15 protein-coding genes are annotated in these 18,592 nt (G+C 60.5%); all 15 read left to right on the top strand.

Going from position 1 to position 18,592, the window contains the following annotated elements; all coding sequences use genetic code 11:
• Window positions 1-7: 7 nt before the first annotated feature.
• The gene (gene flgK, locus OMP44_RS01920; protein WP_208692055.1) at window positions 8-2,017 is read left to right on the top strand and encodes a flagellar hook-associated protein FlgK; all 2,010 of its coding nucleotides are present in this window, start codon (window positions 8-10) and stop codon (window positions 2,015-2,017) included.
• Between the two features lie 12 nt (window positions 2,018-2,029).
• The gene (locus tag OMP44_RS01925; protein WP_208692054.1) at window positions 2,030-3,619 is read left to right on the top strand and encodes a flagellar hook-associated protein 3; all 1,590 of its coding nucleotides are present in this window, start codon (window positions 2,030-2,032) and stop codon (window positions 3,617-3,619) included.
• A gap of 17 nt (window positions 3,620-3,636) precedes the next feature.
• On the top strand, window positions 3,637-4,287 hold the full coding sequence (locus tag OMP44_RS01930) for a TIGR02466 family protein (protein ID WP_208692053.1): 651 nt from the start codon (window positions 3,637-3,639) through the stop codon (window positions 4,285-4,287).
• A 41-nt stretch (window positions 4,288-4,328) separates the two neighbouring features.
• Entirely contained in the window at window positions 4,329-5,102 is a 774-nt protein-coding gene (gene rfbF, locus OMP44_RS01935; protein ID WP_208692052.1) for a glucose-1-phosphate cytidylyltransferase, read from the top strand.
• The gene (rfbG, locus tag OMP44_RS01940; protein WP_280306184.1) at window positions 5,084-6,163 is read left to right on the top strand and encodes a CDP-glucose 4,6-dehydratase; all 1,080 of its coding nucleotides are present in this window, start codon (window positions 5,084-5,086) and stop codon (window positions 6,161-6,163) included. The genes rfbF and rfbG overlap by 19 nt, the downstream gene beginning before the upstream one ends.
• Window positions 6,160-6,720, top strand: coding sequence for a dTDP-4-dehydrorhamnose 3,5-epimerase family protein (locus OMP44_RS01945; RefSeq protein ID WP_208692050.1), 561 nt, complete (start codon window positions 6,160-6,162; stop codon window positions 6,718-6,720). The genes rfbG and OMP44_RS01945 overlap by 4 nt, the downstream gene beginning before the upstream one ends.
• On the top strand, window positions 6,717-7,943 hold the full coding sequence (locus OMP44_RS01950) for a methyltransferase domain-containing protein (RefSeq protein ID WP_280306186.1): 1,227 nt from the start codon (window positions 6,717-6,719) through the stop codon (window positions 7,941-7,943). The genes OMP44_RS01945 and OMP44_RS01950 overlap by 4 nt, the downstream gene beginning before the upstream one ends.
• Window positions 7,940-8,857: an NAD-dependent epimerase/dehydratase family protein gene (locus OMP44_RS01955; RefSeq protein ID WP_208692048.1), complete on the top strand. Its 918-nt coding sequence runs from the start codon at window positions 7,940-7,942 to the stop codon at window positions 8,855-8,857. Before OMP44_RS01950 ends, OMP44_RS01955 begins: the two co-directional genes overlap by 4 nt.
• Window positions 8,858-8,888: 31 nt before the next feature.
• Entirely contained in the window at window positions 8,889-9,536 is a 648-nt protein-coding gene (locus OMP44_RS01960; protein WP_208692047.1) for an LbetaH domain-containing protein, read from the top strand.
• A 50-nt stretch (window positions 9,537-9,586) separates the two neighbouring features.
• A complete protein-coding gene (locus OMP44_RS01965; RefSeq protein ID WP_208692046.1) occupies window positions 9,587-14,302 on the top strand; it encodes a TIGR00180 family glycosyltransferase in 4,716 nt (1,571 codons plus the stop codon).
• Window positions 14,303-14,564: 262 nt separating this feature from the next.
• A complete protein-coding gene (locus OMP44_RS01970) occupies window positions 14,565-15,716 on the top strand; it encodes a flagellin N-terminal helical domain-containing protein (protein WP_145008926.1) in 1,152 nt (383 codons plus the stop codon).
• Window positions 15,717-15,788: 72 nt separating this feature from the next.
• Window positions 15,789-16,172 (top strand): flagellar protein FlaG, encoded by a 384-nt coding sequence (locus OMP44_RS01975; protein WP_208692045.1) that lies wholly within the window; start codon window positions 15,789-15,791, stop codon window positions 16,170-16,172.
• A gap of 64 nt (window positions 16,173-16,236) precedes the next feature.
• On the top strand, window positions 16,237-17,733 hold the full coding sequence (gene fliD, locus OMP44_RS01980) for a flagellar filament capping protein FliD (protein ID WP_280306188.1): 1,497 nt from the start codon (window positions 16,237-16,239) through the stop codon (window positions 17,731-17,733).
• Between the two features lie 96 nt (window positions 17,734-17,829).
• Window positions 17,830-18,213, top strand: coding sequence for a flagellar export chaperone FliS (gene fliS, locus OMP44_RS01985; RefSeq protein ID WP_280306190.1), 384 nt, complete (start codon window positions 17,830-17,832; stop codon window positions 18,211-18,213).
• 17 nt (window positions 18,214-18,230) lie between these two features.
• Window positions 18,231-18,527 carry a flagellar protein FliT gene (locus OMP44_RS01990; RefSeq protein ID WP_208692043.1) on the top strand — a complete coding sequence of 99 codons (297 nt, stop codon included), beginning with the start codon at window positions 18,231-18,233 and terminating at the stop codon, window positions 18,525-18,527.
• Window positions 18,528-18,592 lie beyond the last annotated feature (65 nt).

Consider the following 18,592-nt stretch of genomic DNA (forward strand, 5'->3'; position numbering starts at 1 on the left):
ACAATCCATGGCCAGTCTCATTTCCATCGGGCTTTCGGGTATCCAGGCCAGCCAGTCGGCGCTCAGCACGACCGGCAACAACATCACCAACGTCGATACCGCCGGCTATTCCCGACAGACGACGGAGCAGTACGCGGCTCCGGCGCAGAGCGTCGGCGTCGCCTACATCGGCAACGGCACGACCCTGGCGGACGTGCGTCGCTCCTACAGCCAGTACCTGACGACTCAGCTGCAGACCAGCACCGCGCTGGACAACGAGGCCCAGACCTTCTCCACGGCGGCCAGCTCGGTGGATTCACTGTTGGCCGACAGCACCACCGGGATCAGCACTGCCCTGAGCAAATTCTTCTCGGCGTTGCAGACGGCCTCGGCCACGCCCACCGATAGCGCCTCGCGTTCCCTGGTGCTGACCAGCAGCTCCACGCTCAGCCAGAGATTCAATTCGCTCTCCAGCCAGCTTTCCGACCAGAGCAGCTACATCAATACCCAGCTGAGTGCCTCGGCGACCCAGGTCAATACGCTGGCGAACAAGATCGCCCAGTACAACCAGGCCATCACCGTGGCCTCTGCCGGCGGCACCACCCCCAACTCGTTGCTGGACGCGCGGGACCAGGCCATCAACGATATGTCCAAGCTGGTCGGGGTGAGCGTGGTCAACCAGGATGGCAACTACAACGTCTACATCGGCTCCGGTCAGCCGCTGGTGGTGGGTGGCTCGGTGAGCTCGCTCAGCGCCCAGTCCAGTACCCTGGATCCCTCGCAATATGCCCTGACGCTGAAAATGCCCAGCGGGATCTCGGTGAATGTCACCCAGTCGATTTCCGGCGGCTCCATGACCGGGCTGGTGCGCTATCGCGACGAGGTGGTGAATCCATCGCTCAACAGCCTGGGCCGGCTGGCCCTGGTGGCTTCGGACTCGATTAACAAGCAGCAGGCCCAGGGGCTGGACCTGAAGGGAAATTTCGGCTCCAAGGTGTTGAATGACATCAACAGCGCCACGGCCATCGCCTCGCGCAGTATCGGGCGCTCCACCAACAGCGACGTCAACGCCAACCTCAATGTCACCATCGCCAACAGCAGCGACCTGACCGTCAGCGACTATCGCGTGGTCTTCACCAGTGCCACCCAGTACAGTGTCACGCGCCTGTCCGACGGCCAGGACCTGGGCAGCCACAACCTCGGCGCCTCGCCCGCAGATGAGATCGATGGCCTGCAGTTGGGTCTCAGGACCGGCAGCGTGGCCGTCGGTGACACCTTCACCGTCCAGCCCACGCGCCTGGCTGCCAGCCAGGCGGCGGTCACCATGACCGATGCCCAGGACCTGGCGTTCGCCTCGCCGCTGAAAGCGGCGAGCAGCGCCGCCAACACCGGGACCGGCACCGTGAGCGCGCCGTCCCTGGTCACCCAGCGCAGCATCTACGACAGCGCCTCGGCCAGCAGCCTGGCGACCAGCGTGCAGAACGCCATGCCGGTGAAACTCCAGTTCGCGGCCGCGGCGAGCGATGGCAGCCAGGGCTACATGATCTACGACGCGGGCGGCAATAGTCTCGGTGCCGGCTCCATCGTCGCCGGCCAGAGCAACACGGTGAACGTCAACATCGCGGCCAACGGCTCGACGATACCCAGCGCCTTCACCTTCCAGCTGACCCTGGCGGGCAAGCCTTCCAGTGGGGATACCTTCAGTGTTTCCTTCGGCGCCGCTGGCAGCACCGACAACACCAACGCCCTGGGTCTGTTGAACCTGCAGACGTCGGCCACCGTCGGCAACGCGAGCATGAACAACACCTACAGCAGCCTGGTGGAAACGGTCGGCGCCAAGACCAACCAGGCCAGCCTGGATGCCAGTGCGACGTCGGCGATCCTCAAGCAGGCGCAGGCGAGCCAATCCTCGCTGTCGGGCGTCAACCTAGACGAGGAGGCGGCCAACCTGATCAAGTATCAGCAGTACTACAGTGCCTCGGCGAAGATCATCGAAATCTCGCAGACCGTCTTCAATACATTGATTCAAGCCTTCTAAGGGACGTCGGCCATGCGTATCTCCACCCCCCAGATGTTCTCGTCCAGCACCCAGGGCTACTCCGACGGCTATTCCAACATGACCAAGACCCTGGAGCAGATCTCCAGTGGGGTGCGCATCCAGACGCCGGCGGACGACCCGGTCGGCTCGGCGCGTCTGCTGCAGCTGGATCAGCAGAAGACGCTGTTGACCCAGTACAGCGGCAACATGACCACCGCCAACAATGCGCTGACCAATGAAGAGTCGGTACTGACCACCATCACCAACGTGCTGCAGAATGCGCGCGCCCTGGCCGTGCAGGCCGGCAACGGGTCCTACACCGACGCCAACCGGAGCGCCATCAGCGACCAGTTGGGCGACATCCAGGATCAGCTGTTCTCGCTGATGAACAGCAAGGATGCCAACGGCAACTACCTCTTCGCCGGCAGCAATGGCACGGTGCAGCCCTTCGTCAAGAATCCCGATGGCAGCTACAGCTACAAAGGTGACCAGAGCTCCCTGTCGGTACAGGTTTCCGACACCCTCAACCTGGCCATCAGCGACAACGGCTGGAGTACGTTCCAGAGCGCCCAGAACGCCGACCTGACCACCTCGAGCCTGACCACCAACCCCAATGCCGACGGGACCCAGCGCGTCTTCCTGTCCCAGGGCACGGTAACCGACGACAACAGCTTCAACAGCAGCTTCCGTAGCGGCGCGCCCTACAAGCTGCAAGTCCTCAGCAGCACCCAGTTTAAGATATTCGATGCCAACAACACCGACGTGACCAGCGAGGTCAGTGGCAACGGCTCCTACCAAACGACCACGGGCGATGCGGTAACCGTCAATTTCCGTGGCGCGCAGCTGGCCCTGGACGTGTCCCTGAAGTCCACTGACGACAGTACCGCCACCAGTTCGCTGGTAGCGGGGTACAGCTTCAGTTTCGGGGTCAAGCCGGAGACCTTCGACATCACCCGGACCGCGTCCAACACATCGACCGCCCAGCTCAGCGGTGGCAGCGTTACCAACGCCACCACCTACAGCACTACTTTCCCCAACAACGGCGTGCTGTTGAAATTCAGCTCGGCGACCGACTATTCGGTGTATGCGCTGCCGACCACCACCAGCAGCACCCCGTTGTCCACGGGTACCCTGGGCGGTACCTATCCGGCGTCCATCACCATCAATGGCGCCCAGTTCAGCATCAATTCGGCGGCGGCCAGCGGTGACCAGTTCACCGTGGCCGGCAGCAGCAACCAGACGCAGAACATCCTCGACACCATCAAGAACCTGCGGACCGCCCTGGATACGCCCACCACCAACGATCCCCAGGCCGAACTGAATATCCGCAACGCCGTGGCCTCGGCCATCACCAACCTCGACAACGGCATGAACCAGGTCTACAAGGTCACCTCGTCGCTGGGCGCGCGGCAGCAGACCATCGACACCCTGACCACCGAGAGCCAGAGTCTGTCGTTGTCCAACGCCACCACTCAGTCGTCCATTCGCGACACCGACATGTCCGAGGCCACGTCGAAGCTCACCTTGCAGCAGACCATGTTGCAGGCCGCCCAGGCCGCCTTCGCCAAGGTTTCCCAGCTAAGCTTGTTCGACAAGATCTGAAGGGGACGCCCGGCGCCATGAGCCAGCCATTCGATACCGCCAACATCGAGATCAAGAAACTCTTCGTCACGCCCTTGGCGCAGCTGGTGCATCCCGACGCCGAGCGGCTCAATGCCGAGCTCAGGGCCGTGATCCTGGCGCGTCGCGCGCAGGATGCTGGGACTCGACACAGCAATGAGGGGGGCTGGCAATCGAGCCATGACTTCGATAGCTGGTCCGGCGCACCCGGAGCGGAACTCACGGCCTTCGCCCAAGCCTTCGCGACCCAGCTCACCGCCGTCCACTCCGCGGAGCACGGCCTCATCGAGCCGTCCTTCCAATGGCGGTACAACGCCTGGGCCAACGTCAACGAAGCGGGGCAGGGCAATGCGCTGCATGGCCATCCCGGAGCCTTCTGGTCGGGCGTCTATTGGGTGGACGACGGCGGCGCTCAGTCCGCCGACTGTGCCGGCGAGCTGGAATTCGTCGATCCGCGCGGCCTGATGCCTTCGGTCTACAATCCCGAATTGCGCATGCGCATCGAAGGCTGCCTGAGCGCGGGCTACTCGACTACCATCAGCCCATCCAGCGGCACCTTCGTGATATTCCCCTCGTGGCTGATGCACGCGGTACGCCGGTTCACTGGCCAACGGCCACGCATTTCGGTGGCGTTCAACTTCGGTATTTAGGATCGGCTCGATGATGGAACGCCGATCATGGAGGATGACATATGAAGGCAGTTATCTTGGCCGGAGGCCTTGGTACGCGAATCAGTGAAGAATCCCATCTGCGGCCCAAGCCAATGATCGAGATCGGAGGCAAGCCGATCCTCTGGCATATCATGAAGCAATACGCCTTTCACGGCGTGAACGACTTCATCATTTGTCTGGGCTACCGGGGCTATGTCATCAAGGACTTCTTCGCCAACTACTTCCTGCATACTTCCGACGTTACCTTCGACATGCGCGAAAACCGCATGGAGGTGCATCAGAACTACAGTGAGCCTTGGCAGGTAACGCTGGTCGATACCGGAGAGGCGTCCATGACCGGTGGTCGGCTAAAGCGAGTCCGCCGTTATCTGCAGGACGATTCAGCCTTTTGCCTTACCTACGGCGATGGCGTGTCGGATCTGAATATCACTCAACTGATCGATTTCCACCACAGTCATGGTCGCCTAGCTACCGTGACGGCCGTGCAGCCCCTGGGCCGTTACGGATCGCTGGACTGTGTCGGTGATACGGTGCGGGGGTTTATCGAGAAGCCTCGCGGAGACGGCGGCTGGGTCAATGGTGGCTTCTTCGTCCTTTCCCCGGCTGTGCTCGACTTCATCGAGGGTGACGATACGATTTGGGAGGACACTCCCTTGTCTCGCCTGGCAGCCGAGCAGCAACTCCACGCCTTCCAACACCAGGGGTTCTGGCATCCGATGGATACGCTAAGGGACAAGAACTATCTCGAGCAGCTCTGGCAGGAGGGCGTAGCGCCTTGGCGGGTCTGGCAATGAACCCAGCCTTCTGGGTAGGCAAACGTGTGCTGGTCACCGGGCATACGGGGTTCAAGGGAACCTGGTTGCTTTGGTTGTTGCATCGGCTCGGCGCGAAGGTGGCCGGGTTGGCGTTGCCAGCGACTTCGCCTAGCATGTTCGAGCTGACCGGCGCACGCTCCGTCCTTGATCATCATGAAGGCGATATCCGTGATCTCTCCACTGTGCGCCGGGTCATGGGAGATGTGCGTCCCGAGATCGTTCTCCATCTCGCTGCCCAGGCGTTGGTCCGCGAGAGCTACCATGACCCGGTAAGTACCTATGGCAGTAACGTCATGGGTACGCTCCATGTGCTGGAAGCGATCAGATCCGTTGGCGGTGTCAGTGCCTGCGTAGTGGTGACTACTGACAAGATCTATGCAAACCGCGAGTGGCAATGGCCTTACCGTGAGAACGAGGCGCTGGGTGGACATGATCCCTATAGCGCCAGCAAGGCTTGCTGCGAACTCTTGGCGGAGTCCTATGCAGCGTCGTTCTTCGCTCCGGAGCGTTACGCTGAGCATGGTGTGGCGATTGCCACCGCGCGTGCCGGTAACGTACTGGGTGGTGGTGACTTCGCAACCAATCGACTGATTCCCGACGTGCTTGCCGCCTGGAGCAAAGGGATTTCGGTCACCCTGCGTTACCCGGCGGCTGTCCGTCCCTGGCAACACGTCCTGGAACCACTGTCGGGGTATCTCCTGCTGGCCGAACGTTTGACCGCCACCGCCGAGCGTGCCCGCGGCGCCTGGAATTTCGGCCCCGCCGAAGACGCCACCTGTACTGTCGAGCGGCTGGTCCAGTTGCTCGCCCGCGACTGGCCCCAAGCGCCCGGCGTGCGAGTCGATCCGGCCGGATTGCACGAAGCCGGGTTGCTCAAGCTTGATAGCAGTCGCGCGCGTGAGTACCTGGGTTGGCGGCCCCGTTGGTCGCTGGAGACGTGCCTCTCTCAGACCCTCGCTTGGCATCGAGCGTGGCACGCCGGACTGGATCCGCGGCACACCACTCAAGCCCAGATCGATAGCTATTTGGGCGCGTCATGACGGACATGGCCCTGCGCGATCTTCCGCTCCCTGGCCTCCGGCTTTTAACGCACCGGACGCATCAGGACGCGCGGGGGCGCTTTTCACGTCTCTACTGCCTCACCTGGCTGAATCAGGCGACAACCCCATTCACCGTACGGCAGATCAATCTGTCGCAGACGTCACGTTGTGGCAGCGTTCGCGGGTTGCATTATCAACTCCCGCCCTTCAGCGAAGATAAGTTGATTACCTGTCTACGGGGCAGCGTTTGGGATGTCGCGGTGGATGTTCGCCAGGATTCGCCTACCTTTCTGAAATGGCACGCCGAGCGTCTGGAGGCGGGAGATGGTCGCAGCCTGTGGCTACCACCCGGCTTCGCGCATGGCTTTCAGGCGCTCAGCGACGACGTCGAGTTGCTCTACCTGCACAGTGCCGACTACGTACCCGATCAGGAGTTCGGGCTTGCACCCGGCGATTCGCGGCTGGCGATCTCGTGGCCGTTGCCAGTCGTCAACCTGTCATCTCGGGATGCGGCACATCCGCCGCTAACGGACGCTTTTCGAGGAATAGTTGTATGAATTGCCGTGCCTGCCAGTCACCCCTGAGGCTACCGCTGATCGACTTGGGAACGGCACCGCCATCCAACGCCTTCCTGGTCCAATCAGCCCTGAACCAGGTCGAGAACTGGGTGCCGTTGAAAGTGATGGTCTGCGAGCATTGCTGGCTCGTGCAGACCGTGGATTATCGCAGCGCCGAGACGCTCTTCGATGCGGATTATGTCTATTTCAGCTCCTACTCGTCGTCCTGGTTGGCTCATGCGCGACGCTATGTAGAGGGCGTCATCGAGCGCTTTAGCCTGGATGAGCGCCATCGGGTGGTCGAGATAGCCGCCAACGATGGTTATCTGCTGCAATACTTCGCCGCCGCGGGTATTCCATGCTGGGGCGTGGAGCCCACGGCGAGTACTGCCCGAGCTGCTCGCGCCAAGGGCCTGGAGATACGCGAAGCGTTCTTTGGTGCTGGCAGCGCCGGGGAACTAAGCGCCGAGTTGGGTAGAGCCGACTTGATCATCGCCAACAATGTCTTGGCTCACGTCCCAGACATCAACGACTTTCTCGCCGGGTTCTCCTTGCTGCTGGCCCCTACGGGAGTGATCACTTTCGAGTTTCCGCATCTCCTCCGACTGCTGGAGGCACACCAGTTCGATACGCTGTACCACGAGCACTACTCCTATCTTTCCCTGAGCGTGGTCGAGCGCCTGGCATTGACGCAAGGCCTGGAGGTGTTTGACGTCGAACAGCTGGCGACTCATGGTGGTTCGTTGCGTCTCTACCTCCAGCATCGGGACGACGGTCGCCAGCAGGTGACCGCAGCGGTGGCGCGACTGCGGCAGGAAGAGCAACTCGCAGGGCTCGATAGCGCCGCTCGGTATGCCACCCTGGCACCTGCTGCGGAGCGGATCAAACACGACTTTCTGCGCTTTTTGCTCGAGGCCAAGGCCACTGGCAAGCGGGTCGTTGGCTACGGTGCCGCGGCCAAGGGTAATACCCTGCTGAACTATGCCGGTGTCCGTCAGGACCTCTTGGCCTGGGTGGCTGATGCCAGTCCGCACAAGCAGGGGCGCTACCTGCCAGGTAGTCGTATTCCCGTGGTGTCGCCCGCTCGGCTACTCGAGGAGCGTCCGGATTATGTGGTGGTGTTGCCCTGGAATCTGGTCGATGAGATTTCAGCCGAATGGGCGTCCATCCAGACATGGGGCGGACGCTTCGTGACGGTTGTTCCAGAGCTAACCATCCGATGAGCGTTGTGCTGCTGACAGGAGCCAGTGGTTTCATTGGTAGCCCCTTGGTCAGGCAGCTCCTTGAGCAAGGACATCAGGTTCATGCCACCACGACAAGAACGCCGGAGTTTTGCACAACACAACCCGGATTGTACTGGCATCGGATCGATCTGCTTGCAGGAGAGGCTGGTATTCAGTCGCTCTGCCGTCGGGTGGGCGCCGACCACCTGATCCATCTGGCCTGGTGCGTTGCGCCGAGCAACTACTGGACGACACCGGACAATCTCAAGTGGATAGTTGCCACTCAACAACTGGTGAGCGCCTTTCATGCCCAAGGCGGACGCCATGCGGTACTGGCAGGAACGTGCGCCGAGTACGACTGGCGCCAGGGTCTTTGTCGCGAGGATGTCACGCCGCTAACGCCGGCGACGCCCTATGGACGCAGTAAACGATTGGTCCAGGAATGGACGATGCTGTTCGGCGAAATGCATGGGCTGAGCGTTGCCTGGGCGCGCATCTTTCACTTGTTCGGGCCTTGGGAAGCGGAGACGCGCCTGGTGCCCTCGGTCATCCGGGCCCTGCTCAGGGGAGAAGCCGCCCAGTGTTCTTCGGGTGAGCAGTGGCGTGATTTCCTGCACGTGGAAGACGTTGCTGCGGCACTCGTCCATCTGAGTGAGCAGCAGGCAACCGGCGTATTCAACGTGGGCAGCGGAGAGCCGGTACAGCTTAAGACCGTCATTGGATACCTGGCCCGGTCCCTGCAGGCGGAAGGTCTCGTACGACTGGGCGCCAGAAAAGCGTCGGAGAACGATCCGGCCTTTCTGGTCTCCGACTCGCGACGTCTGTACGCGTTGGGCTGGCGACCGTCATTTTCTCTGCATGAAGGCTTGGACGATGCGATGTCGTGGTGGCGCTCAAGGCTTCTGACCCACTGAATCTTGCACGTCCGTCGTGCGAAGGAAGGCTATGCAGCTGCAAGGTATGGATCGAGTAGGGCTACGTGATTACGTGACGCGCCAGCTAGAACACTTCTTTCCCGACGGCCAAGCGCCGGGACCGAGCGTGGACATAGCCCTAGATAAGGCCCTGCAACGGCTGCAGCATTGCATAGCCCACGTCAAAGCCTGGCACCCGGATCGCTTCGATTACTTGCACTCCAGCCAATATGCGACGTTTCTGTACTTCCTCGCGAACAGCCTTTGGCAAGTCGACCCGGATGCGCGCGCCTGTACCAAGCTCTTCCTGCTCAACAAGGCACTCAACGGTATCGATCTCTTCTACGAGATCGAGCTGCCACCCGTATTCTTCATTGGTCATTCGGTGGGGATCGTGCTTTCCAAGGCTCGCTATGGAAACTTCCTCGTGCTCTATCAGAATACCACCGTAGGCCGAAACCACGGCATCTATCCCGAGCTGGGAGAAGGTGTCGTCCTCTATCCCAACAGCGCTGTCATCGGTCGTTGCAACGTCGGGCCGCGCAGTTACATCGGTCAGGGGGTGAGCGTGATCAACCGGGATTTACCCGGGCACAGCTGCGTCTTCCAAGCCGAGGCTGGTGACCTACTCTGTCGTGAGCCGAAGCACGACATCCTCGACGATTTCTTTCGCTTCTGATTGCGCGTCAGGTTTCGCGCTTTCTTCCCATATTTGCCAGAGTGTCCACCATGAACGATCTCCTGACACTGGTCTTGCTCACCCACAACCGTCCCGCCTTTCTGGAACGTGCCTTGCGGTACTACGCGCGATTTCCCTGTCGCTTGTTTGTACTGGACTCTTCCGCCGTTCCTCAGCAAGCCTTGGTAGAGAGTTTCTCACGGGCTGAATACCGGCATTTTCCAGGTGATACGTTCACCTTCCTGGACAAGCTCAAGGCTGGCGTTCCGCATATCCAGACGCCACTGATGGCTTTCGTGCCAGACGATGATTTCATCCTGGGTGATGCATTGCAGGCGAGCGTGGAGTTTCTGACCGCTCATCCGGACTATTCGACGTGCCACGGCTATTGCCTGATGTATCTTGCCGAAGCAGCTTGTACCGTATATCTGCGGCGCGATAAGAAGGTTTGCGAGGACCACTCTGCGTCACGGATTGCACAGCGATTGCACACGGGCTTCGGTGAGTACATTCCGCCGTTCTATTCGGTGGTCCGCACTCAGGTCGTTCAAGACTGGTACCGGTTGGTTCCGCAAGACACCACGCTCGAGTACCAGGAGATCGGCCACGCGTTCTATCTGCTGGCGCGAGGCAAAGTGAGGATCCTGCCGCAGCCTTATGTGATTCGCGAACTCAACTACCCGGTTTCGGACCACAACACCGATGTCCGGCTGGCACTGCAGGACAGTACGCCTGCGGGACTTCAACGCAAGCGGCAGTTCGCCGACCTCTTCGGCCAGTTGCTGGCGGCACTGGAAGGAGGCGGCACGTCGCCGGGTCAGGCGCGCGATATCCTGTTGGGCGCCTTCCAGCGACTTGCCGATTGCCTGCAGCAGGAGCGCTCCCTCACTGCCGAACGGCTGTTTCGGTCGCAGTGGGTGGCGCCCGTGGCCGAGCCGCAGTGGCTGTTCGAGCCCCGCCAAGTGCCGGAGATGCCCTTTTACCGGCCTGAGTTCTTCGCGTTTCTGGCACGCCTGGATTTCATGGTGCAGGGTTTGCCGGCTGGCAAGCTGCAACTGCAGCAGCGCGCTGAAATGCAGGCGTTGTTGGCTCCTCTGCTAGATGCCGTACAGCACGACGGATTCGCGCAAGCCACCGTGGAGCAGCACCAAGGCGATATCCGTAAAGCCGTGGCCGCCTTGCCTTTCCATTCGGTCCTGGTGAAATGCATGACCCTTCTGGGATCCGCCGAGGAGCGCCAACGGTGGCTGGAATGGCAGCAGGCTATCGCCGAATTGCAGCAGGAAGCACCGCAGGCCATCGAAAAGGGTACCGGCTTGCCGGCCGAGGTGACGACTGGGCGGCTATCCATCGACTTGGACGATGTACTGGTACTCAATAGGCCCGTCAAAGACGGCGAGCGCGACCCGGTAGCGGTAGTGATTCACGCGTTCTATCCGGACGTCTTGGCGAGCATTCTCGACCGGCTCGTCCGACTCCAGCAGCCCTTGCATCTTTATGTGACGTGTCCGCCAGAGGCGGCGGAGGCTGTGCAGCTCCTGCTGGCCCAGAGCGGCTATCCGCACAGCCTGCTACGCACCGAGAATCGTGGCCGCGACGTCTTGCCTTTCCTGCGCATCCTGCATCTGGTACGGAAGGATGGGCTGCCGGTCGTGTTGAAGCTGCACACCAAGAAGTCGTTGCATCTGGAGCTGGGTGCCGAGTGGGCGGATGCACTGTTTGACGATTTGCTGGCGCCTGCCCGTTTCGAGAAGAGTGTCGCTCAGCTGGAAAGCGGGCAGGGCGTCCTGATGGTAGGGCCGGAAAACGGTCTTCTGCCAGTTTCGCAGTTCCTCAAAGGTAACAATCTGCCCAACCTCCAGCGGCTTGCCCAACGGGCGGGATTGGCCGAAGACCAGATCCTCAATGGCGAGTTCTTCGCCGGTACCATGTTCTTCGCCCACCTTGATGTACTTCAACGCGTCCTGGATCTGGGCCTGGTGGCGGCGGATTTCGAGGCGGAGGCCGGTCAGACGGAAGGTACCCTGGCGCATGCCCTAGAGCGCTTTTTCTATCCTCTTGCCTGTGCGAGCGGCGGTGACCGCCAAGGCCAGGATTATCGTAATTGGTTGAAGACGCGGGTACTTGCAGACGTCGAGTACGAGCGTGTTCCGGCGCGCATCCAGCGCTGGGCGTTCCAGCCGAGCTTGCTGGCGGTGATAGTCGACGAGGTCGGCGACCCGGCCTGTGTTCAGCAGACGCTGGATAGTCTTGCCGCGCAGCTCTATGACTGCGCCGCGATCCTGGTGCTATCGGATGCTGAACCCAGCGGCATAGCCGCGGCAGACAACCTAGTCTGGCAATCGCTCGGTGCCGGATGGGCGGCGCAGCTCAACGGCCTGCTGCCGCAAATCGAAGTGGACTGGTTCTTCGTCGTACGTAGCGGTGACCACCTTGATCGCCACGCGTTGTTAGCTGTGGGCGATCGGATCGATAGCCATCCTCAGGCGCTCTGCTATTACACCGACGAGGACGAGATCAGCGGCGATCTCTATCGCGAGCCCGTGTTCAAGCCGAGATTCAATCTCGACCTTCTGCGTAGCTACCCCTATGTCGGGCCCGTGTTCTTCATGCAGCGTCAAGCCTTGATCGAGATAGGAGGTTTTACCGAGGTACACGGCGCACTGGCCGGAGTGGACGTCATGTTCCGCTTGGTGGAGCAATGTGGGCTGGACAGCGTCGGGCATATCGCCGACGTTCTGCTGCACGCTCGTCTTCACCTGGGTCGCTGGTTGTCGAACGATCGGATACCAGAACTATCGCGCCAGGTAGTGGGCGCCCATCTGGATCGACTAGGCGTGTCCCACCAATTCATGGTGGGTGCCATGCCGTTGATCAACCGTATAGCCTATCTGAGAGAGAGCTCCCCGCTCGTTTCCATAGTCATCCCGACGAAGAATCAACTCCCCATGCTGCGGCGCTGTGTGGAGTCGCTTCTCGAGCGTACCCAGTACCAGAACTACGAGATCCTCGTGGTGGATAACGACAGCCAAGAGGCGGATGCCCGCCAGTGGTTGGCTGGCATGGAAGAGATGGGTAGCTCCAAGGTACGCATCTTGCGCTATCCCTATCCGTTCAACTACTCGGCTATCAATAACTTCGCGATTACCCAGGCACTGGGCGACTATGTCGTTCTGCTGAACAACGATACCGCGATCTTCGACGGGGGCTGGCTCAGCGCCTTGCTCAATCATGCCCAGCGACCCGAGGTGGGTGCCGTGGGCGCCAAGCTCTATTATCCCGATGGCCGCATCCAGCACGGTGGCGTGGTCCTGGGCCTGCGTGGCGTGGCGGACCATCCCTTTATCGGTGAGCCCGGCCAGGCGCCCGGCTACATGCACCGCCTTCAGGTCGATCAGAACTACAGCGTGGTAACGGCTGCCTGTCTGATGATACGGAAAGCTACCTATCTCGAAGTAGGAGGAATGGACGAGCAGGCCCTTAAAGTCTCGTTCAACGACGTGGACTTCTGCCTCAAGCTCACCGCGGCGGGCTATCTGAATGTCTGGACGCCGTACGCCGTGGTTATGCACGAAGCGAACGTGAGTCAAAACCTGGTCGATACCACGGCCATGGAAGCCAAGATCAAGCGTTTCCAGGGCGAGCAGGCGGTCATGTATCAGCGCTGGCTGCCGCGCATCGCTCGTGATCCGGCCTACAACCCCAACCTGAGCCTGGACGGTAGCGGCTTTGCCCTGGACCACCGCGGCGAAACCGGGTGGAATCCCTTCGCCGTTCGCCAGCTACCCTATGTGCTCTGCCATCCTGCCGATCCCTATGGATGCGGCCACTACCGGATACGCAAGCCCTTCGAGGCGATGCAACGCTCCGGATTGCTAGAAGGCGGACTTAGCGAACGCCTCCTGACACCCGTGGAAAAGGAGCGGCTAGCACCGACCAGCATCGTCTTCCAACGCCAGATCATGCCTTTGCAGATCGAATCGATCCGAGAGGCCAAGCGCTTTTCCCAGGCCTTCAGGATCTACGAGCTCGACGACTATATCGTCGATCTGCCAATCAAGAATCGCCACCGGGCCCATATGCCCAAGGATGTCGCCAAGCAGCTTCGGCGCGGTGTTGCGCTGTGCGATCGATTCGTCGTCTCGACGGCTCCGCTGGCCGAGGCGTTCAAGGATCTGCATCCAGATATCCGTGTCGCCGAAAACCTGTTGCCGGTGGACTGGTGGCAAGGCGTCAAGGGGCAACGCCGCGACACTCGCAAGCCGCGTGTAGGCTGGGGCGGTGGCGTCAGTCACGATGGTGATCTGGAGCTGATCCGCGACGTGGTGAAGGACTTGGCGGACGAGGTGGATTGGATCTTCTTCGGCATGTGTCCCGACGAGCTCCGGCCCTATATCAAAGAATTCCACGCTGGCGTCCCCATTGACCGCTACGCTGCAAAGTTGGCGAGCCTGGATCTGGATCTGGCGTTGGCCCCGCTGGAAGAAAATCTGTTTAACGACTGCAAGAGCAATCTGCGGCTGCTCGAATACGGGGCCTGTGGCTTCCCCGTGGTCTGCTCGGACTTGGTCTGCTATCGGGGCGACTTGCCGGTGACCCGAGTGAAAAACCGCTATCGCGACTGGATAGACGCTATTCGCATGCACCTCACCGACCGGGAGGCCAGTCATAAATCCGGTGAGGCGCTTCGCGAGGCCGTGCAGCGTGACTGGATGCTGACCGGCCCGCGCCTGGAGCGATGGGGTTCTGTCTGGCTGCCGGATTGAGCCAGCCCCCGTACCGAAACCAACGGCCAGAGAAATCTGGCCGTTCGCGTTTGCGGAGCCATCAAGTTTCTCGCCTTCCGCCCGATAACAAGAGGGAGTGAAGACATACGCCTTCGCTGTCTCGTCCAGAGTCAAGGTTTTTCCAAAAAAACCTAAAGAAATCTCCAGGCAAGACGATAACCATATCGAAGGTTCTCCAGGTCACATCGGGCGGTCCCCTTGGCCGGGAGCTAAAGCAGTATCCTAATCCACGAGGTTCTCCATCATGATGACCGTCAATACCAACATCGCTTCCTTGACCGTTCAGAAGAACCTGAACAACGCATCGGGCAACCTGACCACCGCCATGACCCGTCTGTCCACCGGCCTGAAGATCAACAGCGCCAAGGACGATGCCGCCGGCCTGCAGATCTCCAACCGCCTGACCAGCCAGGTCAAGGGTCTGGACCAAGCCGTCTCCAACGCCAACGATGCCAACGCCATCGCCCAGACCGCCGAAGGCGCCCTGCAGGAATCCACCAACATCCTGCAGCGTATGCGTGTCCTCGCCGTCCAGTCCTCCAGCGGCAGCAACAGCACCGAAGACCGTACCTCGCTGAACCAGGAATTCGAGTCGCTGACCTCGGAACTGACCCGTATCTCCAGCACCACCACCTACGGTGGCGGCAGCAGCGGCATCAACCTGCTGGACGGTACCGCCGGCACCAACGGCACCCTGACCTTCCAGGTCGGCGCCAACGCCAACCAGACCGTCAGCTTCACCCTGAGCAACATGAGCGCCAGCAGCCTGTCCGGCTCCTCGTCGGTAGCCACCGGCGGCCTGGACCTGAGCAGCCTGGGCGTCTCGGCTTCGGGCGGCACCACCAGCTCCAGCGGTACCCTGAGCATCGCCGGCCAGACCGTGACCTACGCCTCCGGCGCCAGCTTCAACGACATCGTCAGCTCCATCAACAACAACATCAGTGGTGTCTCGGCTACTGCGGCCAGCTCGGGTAGCTCGACCATCAACCTCAGCTCCGCCAAGACCATCGACATCGGCGCGGGTACCGGTGGCGCCACCGGCGTATCCAGTGGTTCCTATGCCTCGGTTACCACCACCGGCAGCGTCCAGTCGCTGGACATCACCACGGCGGCCAACGCCCAGAGCGCCATGCAAGTCATCGACGGCGCCCTGAAGCAGATCGATACCCAGCGTTCCACGCTCGGTGCCGTGCAGAACCGTCTGGACTCCACCATCTCCAACCTGCAGAACATCTCGGAAAACGCCACGGCAGCCCGCAGTACCATCCAGGATGCGGACTTCGCGGCGGAGACCGCCGAGATGACCAAGCAGCAGACCCTGCAGTCGGCAGCGACCTCGGTACTGGCCCAGGCCAACCAGCAGCCCGCCTCCGTACTGAAACTGCTCCAGTAATTCTTATCAGGGAAAGGGGAGGGCGCTGCGGCGCCCTTTCCGCGTTGTTAGGTTTTTTGGGAGGGTTGCACCATGAGCATCAACGTGAATTCGGTCGTTACGGGAACTGCCACGACGACCAGCGCGGCAGGGACGCCATCAGGCAACGTCGTTGGCGCCCCTTCTGCTACGGCCAACGCCAGCGGTAACGGAGCGACACCGGCCGACCAGGCCAAGACCGCCCCTGTATCGCCTAGTCGGGAAGAGCTGGAAAAGGCCGTTAAGGATTTAAGTTCCAGCGCCCAAGACTTGCATCGCAACCTTGAGTTTTCCTTAGATCAGGATTCCGGCGTTACCGTGGTCAAGGTGGTGAACAGCGCCAATGGCGAGTTGATCCGGCAGATCCCGTCGGAGGTCGTGGTCAAGTTGGCTGCGGACTTCAAGGAGTCCCGTCACCTGCTCAGCGAGAAAGCCTAGTTGGTGTGTCTTTTGCTTTAGTGATGCTACAGCAGCTGGACCGTCAATGTTTTGAGGACAGATCATGACCACTATCTCGTCAACTTCTTCGACTAGTTCGACCACTTCAAGCAGTTCGACTAGCTCGACGACGAGCAATTCTGCGTCCAGTGCCTCCGCCACTTCCGGGGCGATCAAGTCATCCACCGGTCTCGGTTCCGGGATCAACATCGGTTCGATCGTCGAGGTGCTGGTCAACGCGCAAACTGCTGGCAAGCAACAACAGATCACGACCCTGCAAAATTCGGCGCAGAATCGCCTGACTGCAGTAGGTACCCTGACCTCGGCGTTGAACGATTTCCAGTTGGCCGTGGCCAACCTGAATACCACGACTTCCTTTGCCGGATTGACCACGACTTCCAGTACCCCCGCAACGGCGACGGCAACGGTGGATGCCACCGCGGTAGCGGGTACCTATGCGTTGGATGTATCAAATCTTGCGACCGCGTCGAAGGTCGGCACCCAGTACATCTCGTCCGGGACCACCTTCGGCTCAGGCAGCCTGACGCTGAGCCAGAATGGCAAGAGCTACAATATCAGCGTGAGTGACGGTGCCAGTCTGTCCAACATCCGCGACAGCATCAACAAGCAGAGCGCCACCTCGGGCATCTCGGCGAACGTCGTCACCGACTCCACGGGATCACGGTTAGTCCTGAGCTCCACCACTACGGGCGCCAACTCTACGATCGGCGTGTCCACCACCGGTAGCAGCTCTCTGGCGTCTTTAGCTATCGATGGCACTAAGGCCTATTCGACGTCGGGCGGCGGTTATCTGGTGCAGGGTACCGACGCCAAGTACACCCTAGACGGTTTGAGCATGACTAGCTCCAGCAATACCCTGGATACCGCCGTCACCGGAGTGACCTTTACGCTGGCGGCGCCAGGAAAGACCGACGTTACCGTGGGAGCAAATACCTCTGGGTTGCAGACCAACATCCAGACGTTCGTTGACGCCTACAATACGCTGGTTAATACCATCGGTACCCTTACCAAGGTCAGTACCACGACCGGAGAAGACGGCGCTTCCAGCACGAGCTCCGGGGCCCTGACTAGTGACGCCATGACCCGCACACTCATGCGCAGCCTGCAGAGTACGGTTTTCGGTACGTCCGCCGGCAGCGGCAATCTAAAGAACCTTACACAGCTTGGGATTTCCATGACTAACTCGGGAAACCTGACGCTGAACTCTTCAGCCCTGTCCACGGCCCTCGCGACTAACGCCAGCGATGTGCAGAACTTCTTCTCGGCTAAGTCGGGGCTGCTGAACAACATGAACAAGCTGGTCAATACCTATACCCAGAGTGGTACGGGGCTGATCGCTCAAGAGAAGTCGACGATCCAGACCAACCTGACGGATCTCAAGACGCAGCAGACCACGCTCACCGCGCGTCAGGCCAAGCTTACCGATATCCTCACCGCGAAATACAATGCGATGGATAGCCTGGTCGCCAAGCTGAACAGCACCAGCAGTAGTGTGCTGACTACCCTGAACGTGCTGAACAAGAACTCGTCTTCAAGTTGATCCTAGCTGTTTATTAAGGCTAAAGATTGCAGGGCGCGAGCCGATAGCTTGGATATCCAACACAGCATCATCTGTTGAATCCAAGGTAGCCAAGTCATGTACGCACAATCTGCAGCGCTGCGCCAATATCAGAATATTGGTGTTCAATCCGGGGTCTTCGAGGCTTCACCGCATCGCCTGATCCAGATGTTGCTGGAGGGTGGTTTGAGCCGCATCGCCCAGGCCAAGGGCGCCATGCAAAACCAGAGGTACCTTTTGAAAGGCCAGTTGATCGGCAAGGCCCTGGCCATCATCGCCGGCCTTCGTGATGCCTTGAACTTCGATGCGGGCGAACTGGCGTATCGCCTCGACGCCCTGTACGGTTACATGGCTACCCGCTTGGCCGAGGCCAACCGTACCAACAATGCTCGCATCCTGGACGAGGTTGCCCAGCTGCTGCGTAATATCAAAGAAGGTTGGGATGGCATAACCGCTGCCTGACCGGGAGGGTGAGAGCCATGGCTACCATCGTTGTTCGTATCAATCAGCTTCGCGGTCAGCTGGAGCAGGCCCTCGTCGAACAGGACTGGGAGGCCATCGGCCGTCTTGATCTGGATTGCCGCCTGGCGGTCGATGTCGCCATGCAGGAAGCGCCGGGTGGTGAGACCGAGCTGACGTTCGCCTTGCAAAATCTTCTCAAGACTTACAAGGCCTTGATCGCCGCCACCACGGCCGAACGTTCTGCCATCGCGGTCGAGCTGACGCAGGCGCAACGCGCCGACAAGGCCGCCAAGGTCTATCAGCTGTTCGGTTGACTGTCATCTGTTGGACAGTAATTCAAAGTTTGAATATTTCGCCGCCATAAAATTGACCCCGCATC

It is taken from the genome of Pseudomonas flavocrustae (assembly GCF_029872515.1).
GTDB classification, from domain to species: Bacteria; Pseudomonadota; Gammaproteobacteria; order Pseudomonadales; family Pseudomonadaceae; genus Chryseomonas; species Chryseomonas aestiva.

Bases quoted from the DNA above. Each gene is read 5' to 3' on its own strand.
- flgK (WP_208692055.1), top strand. From the start codon at position 8: ATGGCCAGTCTCATTTCCATCGGGCTTTCGGGTATCCAGGCCAGCCAG.
- fliS (WP_280306190.1), top strand. From the start codon at position 17,830: ATGTACGCACAATCTGCAGCGCTGCGCCAATATCAGAATATTGGTGTT.
- OMP44_RS01975 (WP_208692045.1), top strand. From the start codon at position 15,789: ATGAGCATCAACGTGAATTCGGTCGTTACGGGAACTGCCACGACGACC.
- rfbF (WP_208692052.1), top strand. From the start codon at position 4,329: ATGAAGGCAGTTATCTTGGCCGGAGGCCTTGGTACGCGAATCAGTGAA.
- OMP44_RS01955 (WP_208692048.1), top strand. From the start codon at position 7,940: ATGAGCGTTGTGCTGCTGACAGGAGCCAGTGGTTTCATTGGTAGCCCC.
- OMP44_RS01960 (WP_208692047.1), top strand. From the start codon at position 8,889: ATGCAGCTGCAAGGTATGGATCGAGTAGGGCTACGTGATTACGTGACG.
- OMP44_RS01925 (WP_208692054.1), top strand. From the start codon at position 2,030: ATGCGTATCTCCACCCCCCAGATGTTCTCGTCCAGCACCCAGGGCTAC.
- OMP44_RS01930 (WP_208692053.1), top strand. From the start codon at position 3,637: ATGAGCCAGCCATTCGATACCGCCAACATCGAGATCAAGAAACTCTTC.
- OMP44_RS01945 (WP_208692050.1), top strand. From the start codon at position 6,160: ATGACGGACATGGCCCTGCGCGATCTTCCGCTCCCTGGCCTCCGGCTT.
- OMP44_RS01965 (WP_208692046.1), top strand. From the start codon at position 9,587: ATGAACGATCTCCTGACACTGGTCTTGCTCACCCACAACCGTCCCGCC.
- fliD (WP_280306188.1), top strand. From the start codon at position 16,237: ATGACCACTATCTCGTCAACTTCTTCGACTAGTTCGACCACTTCAAGC.
- OMP44_RS01950 (WP_280306186.1), top strand. From the start codon at position 6,717: ATGAATTGCCGTGCCTGCCAGTCACCCCTGAGGCTACCGCTGATCGAC.
- OMP44_RS01990 (WP_208692043.1), top strand. From the start codon at position 18,231: ATGGCTACCATCGTTGTTCGTATCAATCAGCTTCGCGGTCAGCTGGAG.